The sequence below is a fragment of the Sporolactobacillus pectinivorans genome (assembly GCF_002802965.1).
Classification (GTDB): domain Bacteria; phylum Bacillota; class Bacilli; order Bacillales; family Sporolactobacillaceae; genus Sporolactobacillus; species Sporolactobacillus pectinivorans.
Genome location: NZ_NXGA01000001.1, coordinates 3,837,171 through 3,849,544 on the forward strand (window position 1 = coordinate 3,837,171; position 12,374 = coordinate 3,849,544).

Genomic DNA, 12,374 nt, shown 5'->3' on the forward strand with positions numbered 1-12,374 from the left:
TACCGGTTTTTTGGCCTGCATAAGAAAAGCCCTTATACAGGCCAAAAGAACAGGTGTTAATGTTACGCACCCACGACTCTGTTAAACAGATTCAGCAGGACATCTTTAACCCCTGCCGCATTGAAGACCAGGCCCACAGCAATCAGCGCAATCACTAGAAAGCCAATAAGCTTGGAAAATTCCCGTTTAAAACCGAGGTAAAGCCCAATGACCACAATCGCCATCAAGACGAGAGACTGAGCATTATTTAAAAACCAGGTGTATAAGTTCCGTCCAAAATTCATGAGCGCTTTCTCCTTTAATTCATCCAATTTGTGATTAAAATTTCGTTGATGCATTGTTTAAAGATCATTTTTGCCGATGATGATTCGTGACCATCTGTTCGGCAGCATCGGCCTGCTGCTGGACTATTTTTTCGTGGCGTTTCGTGAGCTTGGCATGTCGGATCATGTCATCAATAACCGTGGTATCTTTGATCTGATCAAGCCAAAGCGCCACTTTTAACGTCGGGGCTACCTGTCGTTGTAACCAGCCTAAGGTCCGGTCAAAAGAATACGGCTCCGGTTGCGTGGTTAATTTCAATTTCTCCCGGTTTTTCCCGATAAACCAGGCCCAGTTTTCGTTCATTTTCCATGTGCTGCGTCGCTTATTTTCCACTTTGTCCACAAAACGTAGGTAACGGTTGATGATGGAAAAAGCCGTACGCTCCGCATCGTGGTAAGCCATCAGGTCAAAGATGGCGTGATCGGCACGTTCGTTTTTCAGGCGGATTTCAAATCGGTTTTTGACTTCGGCTTCCTCGATAGGGATGTCACTCTTTACAAACTGCTCGTAGTCCTTTTCATAAAGGCAGAAATAGATTTCACTTTTCAGGGAACCGATATAGAGCGTGTGCCCCATCGCTTCCTTTTCCTCTCGGCGGATGAGCTCGCCGCTGCGATAACTCTTAAAACTGCGAAACACGGAGATGCATTCCTCATTTCGACACTTCTCCGTCAGCAGTGGGATATCCAGGATGCCTGCCTTGTCATCGATCGCTAAGTCTAACCGTTTGAATACGCCTCCCTCGCCGATGGTATCCATGAAAAAATCGTTCCAGCCTCGATGTTGAGCTAAAAGAAACCCCTCAAACTGACGACAGCCCCGTCCTTTCAGTTCCAGCAGCACACCTTTCTGTTCATCGGGAGAGACCATCACGAAAATGTCTCCTAAAGCGTAGTGTTCCATGTAGGAATAGAAACCGTAGTCTTCATGGAGCATGTAGTCTATCTTCAGAAGTAGAATGTCTTCGATGACATGCTTCACATCCGTGGTTGGGAATCGTATCCGCACATAGTCAAACAGCATCTCAAGCGGTGCATCGGGATTGAGCCGTTCAAGTGCTTTCAGCAATGCTGTCTTGATGTCAGCCGACGGGAAAGCTCGACCGTTTTCAATGTCGTTTAGATACTGCCGGGTAATACCGGCGGCGACCGCCAGACGATTTTGTGAAAGGCCGAAGGAAAGCCGCTTTTCTTTAAATTGGTGCACCCATAAGCCAATTCCGCTCAATGGTCACCCTCCAATCAAAAAGAGGATGTCAACTGAAAGGGCTATAGTTGACATCCTCTAAAATTCTTGAAACCTCTATGGAATAGGGTGTTTCCTGGATTTTGAAACTGTTTTTTATTGTATTTGTGCCCCCCTGTTAGATACGGGGGGCTAATCGCTGGTGTGGCTCACGCCACACCAGCAGCAGGCTAGTCCGTCCCTACGGCTTTCGCTTCGCACGCCGCCGGTCCGTCCGGCCTGCTGCTGACCAGTTTTCCGATTTTTGTAATAAAATCGTATCCTTTAGGCACTAAAGGGGTATAAAATTCTGAGATGACACTTCTGCCGGTATCGACATAACCGCGTCCCTTGATAGGTTTCAGAAAAAAATCCTTTTCCACCTCATTAAACATCATGTTGTAGCCCATCTCTGACATTCGTCCTAGTGCCACACGAAAATTGAATTGATCTCTAATCCCATCGCCTAAAAATTTAGCATCCGGACGCTGGCAGGCCAAAATCAGGAAGTACCCAGCCTGTCGTCCAAGCATGACGATCTGCTTTAGCTTACTTAAAACCTTAGTACTTTCTTTTCCAATCATCTCCATAAACGCCACGTATTCATCAAAGAAGAGAAAGTGGGGAGGCAAGCCCAGATAGGCATAGTTTTCTCCCGTTTTGTAGCCATCCATCTGTTTCATGGCTTCACTGCGCGCCATCATTTCGTCATAAAATTGATTCAGGCAGGTCATCATGTCTTCTTTCCGATAGTAGACGTTGGGCATGACTTCCGAAAGATCGGCAAGGTCTGCATTCTTCGGGTCGAGGATGTAAAGTCTGGCGTCGGTGCGCGCCAATGCCTCGATGAGCGAGAAGATGAAGTATGTCTTTCCTCCGCCTGTGCCTCCGGCAATGAGCATATGAGGTAACTTATCATACTCCCAATAAACAGACTTCATCAGCTTTAATCGACCGTCTTTAGCAGTGACTTCCTCAATGGAAATGCGATTAGCAATCGTATCATAGAGTAGAGTATAGGCGACATAGGAATCTTTGAGTTCTTTGTCCACCAGTTCACAGTACAAACCACTTTCCAGTTTCTTCTCTAAGTGTAGGAGCTGATCCTGATATTTACCCAACGTAATTTCTACGTGGATGTAAATCAGCCCATCTTTGATCCGGTAATACATCTTTGGGAAATGAGTGATTTTCTCCTTTGTCCTGCCGGATGGCCAGTCTTTGAAGAGTCCGTCATGTTGCACCTGTTCGGATTCATACCATTTATTTTCTAGAATCATTTTGGCTAGCTTTTGGCGGTGCACGAGCTGTTTCACACGATCACGATTAAAATGGTAAAAAAGGCAGGTTGCGAGTAAGCTCACTCCTACGGCAGTACTTACACTGAACACGAGATAGGGCGTGATAGCAAACTGCAAGCTGCCGTCATGTAAAAATCGTACTTTCTGCCAGTCCGTTAGTATGAGTCGCTTTCCATGGAAGGCCAGCAATACGAGTAGGAAAACGAGAACAAGCGAGGTAGTAGCAAATCGAAAAACAAGGTGTTGATCACCTGCTCGAATCCGTTTTCCTTTATACACGAAATGTTTCATAAATGATCCTTTCCAGAAAATAAAAATGAATTATTTCCCTTTTGTTTGTGGCTGCGATTGAGCGACGGCTTGTTTCTTTTTCAACACAATATCCTCGGCCTTGATGTACCAGTCCACATCTGCACCTCGGAAAGTAGCGGTTGCCACTGTATTTGCCACCGGGTTGATCAGTTCCACTTCAGCATTATAATCAAATTCTTTTAATGGGACCGTAGCTGGGATACTAACTTGGATCATCCGTCCCTGTCCACGAGATTTCAGGTCATAAGTCCGTTCTTTAATTTCATCACTAACCGTCCCGTCCTCATTATTCACGCGCACCTCACGGCGGAGTGCGGAGAATTTCAATGCGCCAAATGTCTTTTCCTTATCAATCACAATACCTTCAGCTAATCTCATTTTTTGCCCTCCTTATGCTTTCACCATATCGTCTGCGTGCAGAATATAATTTGTAAAACCACGAGCACCAATTTTATAACCCTCAGCGGTAATGCGAGGATTAATCAGTTTCACTTTGTCTTCGACTTCAAAATGCTTTTCGCCCGCTTCCGGTGCCAGCACCAAGACGATATCATCCGCTCTCTGGATGTCAGAATACAAATTATAGCTGCGGGAAAGGATCATCGTACGGCCATTTACTCTGCGCTGTTCCACATTGCCTTCTCCAGCATATTCGAGGTTTCCAAATGTCTTTTCCACGTTTGGAATAATGTGTTTCAGTTCCATAAATCATTTTCCTTTCTGTAAATTATTTTGTTTTGATTAATAAGCTGATTCAAACTTAAAGTTTGTCGGGAAAAGAGCGGGACGCTTTGGTTAAACCACATCCCTTCCAACGCCAAAAACTTGAAATAAAAATGCTGAAATGATTTCTCATCTCAGCACAGGATTGATTAAAATTTGTAGCACAGTAAGGGTACCTTTCGAAACAGAATGACTTGGCGGAAAATAAGACAAAAAAAGAAGGCATATTCTTCTAAATATACCTTCCGAATCTTGAACTAACACGGTTCTCTGACTTCAATCCTTGGCGGAATTTTGGCGGAGATCCTTATCAATTTAAGTGTTTTTATCCATTTTACCTTTGCCAAAAATGCTGTTAAATCAACGTTTCGACACCAAACGAGGTATCTACTTTATTCCCACTCTATCGTTGCCGGTGGCTTGGATGTGATGTCGTACACAATCCGGTTAACATGCTCCACCTCGTTGACGATTCGGGTTGAGATTTTTTCAAGGACTTCCCATGGAATCCTCGCCCAGTCAGAGGTCATGCCGTCGATCGAGGTGACGGCTCGGATGGCGACGCAGTTGTCGTAAGTCCGTCCGTCACCCATGACACCGACACTTTGAATGTTCGGCAGGACGGTGAAGTACTGCCAGATGTCACGGTCGAGGCCGGCATTCTTGATTTCTTCGCGGAGGATCGCGTCGGATTCGCGGACGATTGCCAGTTTATCTTCCGTGATCGCGCCGAGCACGCGGATGCCGAGGCCCGGCCCCGGGAACGGCTGGCGCCAGACGATATCGTCCGGAAGGCCGAGCTCGGTGCCGAGCTTGCGCACTTCGTCCTTGAACAGTGTGTTCAGCGGTTCGATCAGCTTGAACGTCATGTCTTCAGGAAGCCCGCCGACATTGTGGTGCGACTTGATTGTCTGCGAAGAACCGCCCGCGCCGCTTTCCACAACGTCTGTATAAAGCGTTCCCTGTACGAGGTAGGAGATATCATCCAGTTTGCTGGCTTCTTCTTCAAAAACATAGATGAACTCGTTGCCGATAATCTTGCGCTTTTTTTCCGGATCATTGACATCTGTCAGTTTGTCCAAAAAACGTTTCTTCGCATCGACGAAAATAAAATTCATGTGGAACCGGTTCTGGAAGGTTTCGACTACGCCTTCCGCTTCACCCTTCCGAAGCAGACCGTGATCGACAAACACGCAGGTCAGCTGGTCGCCGATTGCTTTGTGAACCAAAGCGGCTGCGACTGACGAATCCACCCCGCCGCTTAGTGCGCAAAGTACTTTTTTGTCACCGACTGTTTCCCTGATCTTTTCAACCTGCTGATCGATAAAGTGAACCATCGACCAATCATTTTCCGCTTTGCAGATTGAAAAAACAAAATTTTTCAACAGATCATTACCATACTTTGTGTGGCGCACTTCCGGGTGGAACTGAACGCCATACAGTTTTTTCGCATCGTGGCTCATCGCCGCTACAGGACAGGATTCACTCTTTGCCTCAACCTTGAATCCGGCAGGTGGTGCTTTGACCAGATCACCGTGACTCATCCAGACTGTCTGTTCCGCCGGCTGTCCAGCAAACAATGTGCTGTCCGTATCCGCGGAGATTTCCGCTTTTCCATATTCGCGGTGAGAAGCGCGTTCTACATCAGCTCCAAAATGCATGCTCATCAGCTGCATGCCATAGCAGATGCCAAGAATCGGAATACCCAATTCAAAGATCGCCGGATCGCACTTCGGCGCACCATCGTCATAAACACTACTAGGACCGCCGGAAAAAATGATGCCTGTCGGCTGCTTTTCCTTAATCTGTTCCGCTGTCAATGTGTTAGGCAGCAACTCGCTGTATACACCCAGATCACGAATTCTTCTTGCGATCAGCTGATTATACTGACTGCCAAGATCCACCACAATAATACAATTCTTAGGTTGTCCCATTCCCACGCGCACCCCGCAATCTTTTTTTCCGTGACCCAGTTTCTCATCTTCATATTAAATCGGGACGCGCCTTCCAAAGGCATCCCGCTTGTATCCTCTAAAAAAACTTTTTTTCAGTGCTACTTTCCTATTTTATCAATCTGCCTGAACTTCATCAACCCGTCACAGTAAATACCTCAGGTAGACGTATATTGTTGCAATCACAATCGACAACAACATCACCGGCAGGCCGATTTTCATAAAACGGATGAATGTGATCGGATACCCTTCTTTTCCAGCAAGCCCGGCAACAACGAGATTGGCACTGGCCCCGATCAGCAGGCCATTCCCGCCAAGACAGGCGCCGAGTGACAGACTCCACCACAAGGGTTCCAGATTGTTCATCCCCATTTCACCCATGTCCTTGATCAGCGGGATCATGGTCGCAACGAATGGAATATTATCCACAAAAGATGAAGCAAGGGCGCTCATCCACAGAATGAGAAAAGTGGTGGGCACGGGTCGGCCACCGGTCAGCTCCAGCGCAGCCGCCGCGAGTCGGGTAATCACGCCCGTCTCCACGAGTCCACCCACAAGAACAAACAGGCCGGCAAAGAACCAGATCGTGCTCCATTCCACATCTGAAAGCGCCCGATCCAGATAATGATCACCAGTTAGCAGCAGGAGGAGGAAGGCACCGGCAAGCGCAACAGTAGCCGTCTCTACCCCAAGCGCCTGATGAAAGAAAAAGCCGGAAACCGTCAGCAATAAAACAGTCAGCGATTTTACAAGCAGCACCGGATTGGTAATTTCATCCCTAGGATCCAGATCAGCGAGCCTGTTCCGCATTTCTGCACTGCCCCGAAGTGATTTCCTGTAATAAAAACTCAGAAGCAGAAGTGTGGCCACTGAAATAATCAGGATTACAGGAGTCAGATTTGTTATGAAATCCGTAAAACTCAGGCTTCTGACACTGCTTCCGATCATGATATTCGGCGGATCCCCGATCATCGTTGCAGTACCGCCGATGTTGGCCATAAAAATTTCCGACATTAGGAAAGGGACTGGTGAAATATCAAGCTGTCTTGAGACACTGAAGGTTACCGGCACCACCAGCAGCACCGTGGTTACATTATCCAGAAAAGCAGAGCCAAAGGCAGCGATCAGCGAAAAGACAATGAGCAGAGCAAGCGGATGTCCGTTAACGCTTTTCGCAGCCTGTATGGAGACAAATTTGAACAAACCGGTTTGAGCAGTGATCGAAACAATAATCATCATGCCGATCAACAGCCCAAGCGTATTAAAATCGATATAACGAAGCGCGGCCGCCTGATTCATCACCCCGAAAAAAATCAGCGTCAGGGCACCGGCCATCGCAATGATGGTCCGGTGTATTTTTTCGGAAATAATGAATCCGTATGTAATCATAAATATAGCAATGGCGATGAGTGCCTCTTTATCCATAACTGCATGCCTCTCCTTAGATCAGTTCTACTAGCTGGTATCAACATTCTTCATCTTCCCAGGCTACAGCCTTGATCAAATGAAGCTGAAAAAGGTGAACGATAAACGCTGTATAGGCGCTTCGCTGTACAATGACCTGGTACTCACGGTTTTTGAGCGAATAAAAAAGAATATCTGTGTACACTTTATCGCTCTCAAAAAAATGCCGGATTTCGTGAAGGCGGTGTTCCGCCTCCCCGGTCTTCGCGGTAATCAAGAATTCTGCATCATTTCCGTTTCTCTGTTCTTTTACCGCGATTAAGGTTTCATCAACTTGATAGCTCAAACTTTCCATCAGCCACACATCCTGAATCTATTTTTTTATTCCGGTGATTTCGCAGCGGCGACTAAATCAGCATCGCCAAAAGCAACTAGGATCAGCAGGGTGTAAAATACTTCTTTCAGCAAGTGCGCGCCGATTCCGACAGAGGTCAGAATCAGCGCCGCCTCTTCCACCATGCCCGCTGAAGACTTCCAGTTATATCCGGTCAGTCAGGCATCGGCGAACTCAGTCAAGATTGTTATCGCTGTCATGATCACAATACATCCAAAACGTCCTTTCTTTAGCTCAATCAAAGCAAAAGGAGCCTGTATTGACAGGCTCCACCAGTTTACTCTCCGTTATTCAGTTCCTTTTTTCAGAATACCTGTATCTCACTGAAATTGTCAAGGAATCGTTTTATCAGCCGTTTTGACTCTCGGGCAGATAGGGCTATAGAATTGATATTTCGAACCATTGCCCAATTTGTAATTTTGTTGATTTGTTCCGGTTTAATGTCGATTTTCTCACTGGTCGTGTCGATTCCCCTCCGGTTTTTGTTGATTCTTATGCTGGTTCCGTCGATTTTCCCTCTCTTTTATTACTTGCTGCATCATGAGAATAAAAAAAGAGCCCCTTCACAGGGACCCGTTAAGAATAAAAGGGGGAAAGCTAGATTATTCTTGCTTCAACATCTTAAGAATAGCGCCGATTCCTTAAAAATCGCTTAATTTTGATAAATATTTGATTTCGAAATTTATAGTTGACACTTTGCATCTACTTGAAAATTTTGTAGGGAACGTTCAGATGAATGATTCCGTTCGAATACGGAGCCACCTCGTATTCCTGAAAAATGAGCACAATACCTTGATCATAAAAATAGTACTGTCCGTTGCGGTTATCGATGCTTTCGAATGCGTCAGCGAAAAAGTCATAGCGGCCCCTGTCTTTAAGGTCAATCATCCTTTTTTTAACAAATGTGTTTACTCTTTGCAGTTCTTCTTTATTTTTAATGATGTCGCTCAATCGATATTCTTCTCCGGACCGATTGTCGAAATTATAGACTTTCTCATAGTGCATGCCATGTGCCCCGCCGGTGTAGGACTCATCGATGAATGAAACGCTCAGCAACCGCGCATTATTATACCGGACAAAGGGTCTCGTACTAGCATAGTAAGAACTCGCCGCGCTGATCAGCCGGTCGTGTTCATACTGCTTTTTGTATTTTCTGTCCGTCTTCTGGATGTCTTTTGCGTGTGAATAAAACGTTCGATTTATTTTTTCTTTACTGCGTTTCTGAATCCCTGATGTGACAACGGGGTAAAAAATGTCATCCGAGAGTCTTTGTATTTTTATTTTCAGCGGAATCCATTGTCCGGTGCTCGCGCGGACCTCTGTAAAGCTATAAAAATTCATAAAAAGGAGCAGAATCAATACAAGAAGGGCCGCTAAAATTCGCCTGCCTGTGGCCGCCATATCAAAGCCTCCCTTAATTCTTTACCCTTATTGTGCCCGAAAACGCGGGGACTATTGACATAGATGATGGACGATCAGGCCGCTTTGATACTTTTCCCCGCCCATTCCATGTAAAATGAAACTGGAGGCGATTGTGATGATTATCATTCATGCCCTTTTCAAGGTAAAACATGAAGCAAGGGATCTATTCATTACCGAAACGGTACCGCTGATTGTCGGTTCGCGGATGGAAGCAGGCAACATTAGCTACAGCCTTTATGAAGACCTATCGGCGCCGGATACGTTTATCATGGTTGAGGAATGGAAAAATGAGCAGGCTGTTGAAGGGCACAACAATTCCGCACATTTTGTTCGATTTGGTCTCAGAGCCGAATCATTTTTCAAGATTCCGACCCAAGTCAGAGTTTTCAACGCGGAGGAAAAAAGCTGAGAAACCAAAACTCCTGCAGGTCATCAAAAATGCCCTTCAGAAAGCTATCTGCGTTCTGAAAGGCATTTTTATTCGGATCGTTTTTTCTGTCATAAAAAATGAGCAAACGATTTGGAAATATCAGGATTAATGACACGGACTGTGATATTCTTAATAAAAGGGGCGGTCGTATGTGGTTCACTGAGTCGGAATGCGTTCATGCCATGAAAGTAGCATCACACTATCTCGGATTCTCTTTCACAAGAAATGAATATTCAATCTGGCAGAACGCACATCCGGAATATCCGACGGCCGCCCAGGTTGCCCATCGACTGCACGGATTTAATGAAGCAAAAGTGCAGGCTGGCTTGATTCCGAATGCCGTAGTCAAAACCTCAAATCAATTTTCTGACGATGAGCTGATGTCTGCTCTGAAAAACTGCTATCAGGAACTGGGTGGGAAATTCAGTGCACGCGCTTATCATGCATGGCGGAAAAAGCAGGATAAAATGCCGGCTCTCGACACAATACGGAATAGACTGGGCAATATCGCCGAACTCCAAAAGAAGCTGGAGATGGATCCATCCAGTCTGAATGCAGCATCCATCTACGACAGCGATAAATGGAAAAATCCACTGATCCAATTCATCGCTGGACAGCTCAGCCTCAGGGCCTATAAAAAATGGGCCAAGGAACATAAGGGCCCGTCTGTTTCCGCTCTTCAACGCGATGTGGGCAGTTATGAAGAAGCTATTGTTGAAGCAATGAATCGCTACATACAGCAGATTAAAGACGGTGATCATATACCATTAAGGCATCACTAACAATGAACAGCTGTGTAAGCAAACCATTTTTAAGTCCGGCAAATATCGGGGGAGAGATTTCTGCAATGCAGAACATTGGCCGGCTTTTTCTCAAAGTAATGGTTTTCGTTGGCCAATGGATGCTGTTCCGTTGGCTGCTCGATCTTACCGGATTCCCTCAAATTAACTCCGTTGCCAGTCTTTTCAGCATTGTACTGGTTTCACTGGCTGCCTTGTTTTCGATGATTATTGTTTTTCGCAATCGCTAATACTACCGCGGCTGGAAAAATAAGCATGTGAAAGAGTATTTTAACCAATAATCATGACCATAATGATATTGTTTTCCCCAAACCTCAATACCCATTTGCTGTTACCCCGCGCTTTGGCGTGGGGATTTTTATGTGCTCTTTATCCAGGAAACTCTATTAAGGGCACAGGAAGGGAATTAATTTTATGAAAATATACATTCTTACCTGAAGGGTGAAAGAGCTATTTTGACACCTGAACGATGCAGATTCATTATATGAGTTTAGCTAGTGCAGATAGGTTTCAGCACAAAAGACAGTGCATCTTCTCCAATTGCTTCTACTGTGAGACACGGCATCAGGAGTTTAAATCGGCCAATTTGCCAATTTACGGCTAGGGTCATTATGTATACCCGGTCCATGCCGGGTTTCTTATTCTGAAAAGTTTCAACGATTCAGTGCAGACTTCCAATTCCAGTTTTAGAAAATGCGTCTTCTTGTGCTTAAGAGGAAGATCGCGGCGATTAAGAAAAACGGGATGAATCTCCGTCTAGAAAAGCGATCGCGAAGGAATATGCCTCCCCGTGGATCCACGCCGTCCATTACTCCCCAATAAACCCTGCCATGACAGTCTCGAACTTCGACCGGTTGTCCTCGGTAACTCATTAAATAGTCCATCTAATCATTCCTTTTAAATAATTTTTTATCACCTCAATCTAAATTATGTAATCTATGAATTGTTCGAGTGGATCATCTCATCAAGGATAGCGAAAATCCACGGTTACCGCCGGTTATGTATGCCCGCATAGCGGGCTTTTAATCTATCATTTTGCAAGTAGTTGCTTAAATTCATCCACTGACAAGTCAGTAATCTTTCTTACATCGGCCATGGTTGGTTCAACGGCTTTTTGGACTGCGCCCGTTTCCACTTCGCTTACACTTTCATCGGCACCCGTATTAATAGGCACGTCCTGCGCCGGTACGGTAGCGAACAATGCCTGCTCAGTTTTCATTTTCTGCACTTCTGCTTCAATGAAGGCTGATAGTTTGTCGCCGGTCAGTGACTTTAAACCCAGTCGCCGGGCTTCCTGGGCCACCATGTCAACAACCTTTTTATATTTTTCCTGACCGGATGCTGTAGACAGGTACTGTTCGGCATAGCGAACTGCAATACCGACATAATCACTAATTTGTTTGTATTTGCCGGACGACCGAAATTGCTTGTAGAAAAAGCTGCCGATCGTTGTCATCACTGCCAGGATAATTGTGTCTGCATACTGAGAAAAAATAGAAAAAATTTCATAATGTTTTTAGCCGTGTCGAACATCTCCTCAGTAATATTGATTATGTATCCACCGGTTTTTTAACCGGCGGCTTTCTTACATTATGTTTTATTTTGCAAGCAGTTTCTTCAACTCGGCTAATGTCAAGTCCCCAACCTTCTTGGCATCTTCAGCCACAACATTTGCTGCTACCTGAACAACCGGCTGTGCCGCTTCTGCGACCATTTCTGAACTGTCTGCCGGTGCTTCGGTTGACGCGTCTTGAGCAGGTGCGTTGGCATAAGAGACAAGTTGCGTTTTCAGGCTGCATACAGAAGACTCAATCAGCGCTTTGATGTTATCCGGATCCAGTTTGATATTTGCCTTCGATGCCAGCAGAGTCAGATATTGAGAAGCGACCCGATATTTCTGTTCGCCTGCAGTTCCAGCTGGAAGCGCTTGTTCGGCGTAACGAACCGCGCGATCAGCGAACGTTTCAAGATGATGAGACTGAACAAACTTCTTAACCGGATTGATCAGGAAACCGGCTACCACTGGAATGAGTGCCAATAGAATAGTGTCAATGGAATTAAAAATTAATGTCTGCATGAATGATCTCT

15 protein-coding genes are annotated in these 12,374 nt (G+C 45.5%); 3 read left to right on the plus strand and 12 right to left on the minus strand.

Annotated elements, in window-relative coordinates:
* Window positions 1-62 precede the first annotated feature (62 nt).
* The 10 genes from COP04_RS18740 to COP04_RS18780 form a co-directional block, all read right to left on the minus strand.
* Complete coding sequence (locus COP04_RS18740; RefSeq protein WP_010023708.1) at window positions 63-284, minus strand: hypothetical protein; 222 nt, start codon at window positions 282-284, stop codon at window positions 63-65.
* A gap of 64 nt (window positions 285-348) precedes the next feature.
* On the minus strand, window positions 349-1,551 hold the full coding sequence (mobT, locus tag COP04_RS18745) for a MobT family relaxase (protein WP_100489403.1): 1,203 nt from the start codon (window positions 1,549-1,551) through the stop codon (window positions 349-351).
* A gap of 188 nt (window positions 1,552-1,739) precedes the next feature.
* Window positions 1,740-3,140: an FtsK/SpoIIIE domain-containing protein gene (locus COP04_RS18750; protein WP_100489404.1), complete on the minus strand. Its 1,401-nt coding sequence runs from the start codon at window positions 3,138-3,140 to the stop codon at window positions 1,740-1,742.
* Between the two features lie 30 nt (window positions 3,141-3,170).
* A complete protein-coding gene (locus COP04_RS18755) occupies window positions 3,171-3,539 on the minus strand; it encodes a YdcP family protein (protein ID WP_100489405.1) in 369 nt (122 codons plus the stop codon).
* Window positions 3,540-3,551: 12 nt separating this feature from the next.
* Window positions 3,552-3,866 carry a YdcP family protein gene (locus COP04_RS18760; RefSeq protein WP_100489406.1) on the minus strand — a complete coding sequence of 105 codons (315 nt, stop codon included), beginning with the start codon at window positions 3,864-3,866 and terminating at the stop codon, window positions 3,552-3,554.
* Window positions 3,867-4,276: 410 nt separating this feature from the next.
* Window positions 4,277-5,818 carry a glutamine-hydrolyzing GMP synthase gene (guaA, locus tag COP04_RS18765; protein ID WP_100489407.1) on the minus strand — a complete coding sequence of 514 codons (1,542 nt, stop codon included), beginning with the start codon at window positions 5,816-5,818 and terminating at the stop codon, window positions 4,277-4,279.
* Window positions 5,819-5,980: 162 nt separating this feature from the next.
* Window positions 5,981-7,261, minus strand: a complete 1,281-nt coding sequence (locus COP04_RS18770; RefSeq protein WP_100489408.1) for an ArsB/NhaD family transporter — start codon at window positions 7,259-7,261, stop codon at window positions 5,981-5,983.
* A gap of 40 nt (window positions 7,262-7,301) precedes the next feature.
* The gene (locus tag COP04_RS18775; RefSeq protein ID WP_100489409.1) at window positions 7,302-7,595 is read right to left on the minus strand and encodes a hypothetical protein; all 294 of its coding nucleotides are present in this window, start codon (window positions 7,593-7,595) and stop codon (window positions 7,302-7,304) included.
* A gap of 26 nt (window positions 7,596-7,621) precedes the next feature.
* Window positions 7,622-7,759 carry a hypothetical protein gene (locus COP04_RS19815; RefSeq protein WP_157800386.1) on the minus strand — a complete coding sequence of 46 codons (138 nt, stop codon included), beginning with the start codon at window positions 7,757-7,759 and terminating at the stop codon, window positions 7,622-7,624.
* Between the two features lie 577 nt (window positions 7,760-8,336).
* A complete protein-coding gene (locus COP04_RS18780) occupies window positions 8,337-9,035 on the minus strand; it encodes a DUF3298 and DUF4163 domain-containing protein (protein WP_100489410.1) in 699 nt (232 codons plus the stop codon).
* Between the two features lie 136 nt (window positions 9,036-9,171).
* On the opposite strand from COP04_RS18780, the gene COP04_RS18785 reads away from it, so the two are divergent.
* The 3 genes from COP04_RS18785 (at window position 9,172) to COP04_RS18795 (ending at window position 10,516) form a co-directional block, all read left to right on the plus strand.
* Window positions 9,172-9,465, plus strand: coding sequence for a putative quinol monooxygenase (locus tag COP04_RS18785; RefSeq protein ID WP_100489411.1), 294 nt, complete (start codon window positions 9,172-9,174; stop codon window positions 9,463-9,465).
* Between the two features lie 170 nt (window positions 9,466-9,635).
* Window positions 9,636-10,268, plus strand: a complete 633-nt coding sequence (locus COP04_RS18790; RefSeq protein WP_100489412.1) for a hypothetical protein — start codon at window positions 9,636-9,638, stop codon at window positions 10,266-10,268.
* A 65-nt stretch (window positions 10,269-10,333) separates the two neighbouring features.
* Window positions 10,334-10,516: a hypothetical protein gene (locus COP04_RS18795; RefSeq protein WP_100489413.1), complete on the plus strand. Its 183-nt coding sequence runs from the start codon at window positions 10,334-10,336 to the stop codon at window positions 10,514-10,516.
* Between the two features lie 800 nt (window positions 10,517-11,316).
* Here the strand turns inward: COP04_RS18795 and COP04_RS18805 are convergent.
* Both COP04_RS18805 and COP04_RS18810 read right to left on the minus strand, forming a co-directional pair.
* Window positions 11,317-11,745 carry a phage holin, LLH family gene (locus COP04_RS18805; protein WP_157800387.1) on the minus strand — a complete coding sequence of 143 codons (429 nt, stop codon included), beginning with the start codon at window positions 11,743-11,745 and terminating at the stop codon, window positions 11,317-11,319.
* A gap of 138 nt (window positions 11,746-11,883) precedes the next feature.
* Window positions 11,884-12,363, minus strand: coding sequence for a phage holin, LLH family (locus COP04_RS18810; RefSeq protein WP_100489416.1), 480 nt, complete (start codon window positions 12,361-12,363; stop codon window positions 11,884-11,886).
* Window positions 12,364-12,374 lie beyond the last annotated feature (11 nt).

Bases quoted from the DNA above. Each gene is read 5' to 3' on its own strand.
- COP04_RS18770 (WP_100489408.1), bottom strand. From the start codon at position 7,261: ATGGATAAAGAGGCACTCATCGCCATTGCTATATTTATGATTACATAC.
- COP04_RS18750 (WP_100489404.1), bottom strand. From the start codon at position 3,140: ATGAAACATTTCGTGTATAAAGGAAAACGGATTCGAGCAGGTGATCAA.
- COP04_RS18810 (WP_100489416.1), bottom strand. From the start codon at position 12,363: ATGCAGACATTAATTTTTAATTCCATTGACACTATTCTATTGGCACTC.
- guaA (WP_100489407.1), bottom strand. From the start codon at position 5,818: ATGGGACAACCTAAGAATTGTATTATTGTGGTGGATCTTGGCAGTCAG.
- COP04_RS18780 (WP_100489410.1), bottom strand. From the start codon at position 9,035: ATGGCGGCCACAGGCAGGCGAATTTTAGCGGCCCTTCTTGTATTGATT.
- COP04_RS18755 (WP_100489405.1), bottom strand. From the start codon at position 3,539: ATGAGATTAGCTGAAGGTATTGTGATTGATAAGGAAAAGACATTTGGC.
- COP04_RS18785 (WP_100489411.1), top strand. From the start codon at position 9,172: ATGATTATCATTCATGCCCTTTTCAAGGTAAAACATGAAGCAAGGGAT.
- COP04_RS18775 (WP_100489409.1), bottom strand. From the start codon at position 7,595: ATGGAAAGTTTGAGCTATCAAGTTGATGAAACCTTAATCGCGGTAAAA.
- COP04_RS18790 (WP_100489412.1), top strand. From the start codon at position 9,636: ATGTGGTTCACTGAGTCGGAATGCGTTCATGCCATGAAAGTAGCATCA.
- COP04_RS18740 (WP_010023708.1), bottom strand. From the start codon at position 284: ATGAATTTTGGACGGAACTTATACACCTGGTTTTTAAATAATGCTCAG.
- COP04_RS19815 (WP_157800386.1), bottom strand. From the start codon at position 7,759: ATGGTGGAAGAGGCGGCGCTGATTCTGACCTCTGTCGGAATCGGCGCG.
- COP04_RS18795 (WP_100489413.1), top strand. From the start codon at position 10,334: ATGCAGAACATTGGCCGGCTTTTTCTCAAAGTAATGGTTTTCGTTGGC.
- COP04_RS18760 (WP_100489406.1), bottom strand. From the start codon at position 3,866: ATGGAACTGAAACACATTATTCCAAACGTGGAAAAGACATTTGGAAAC.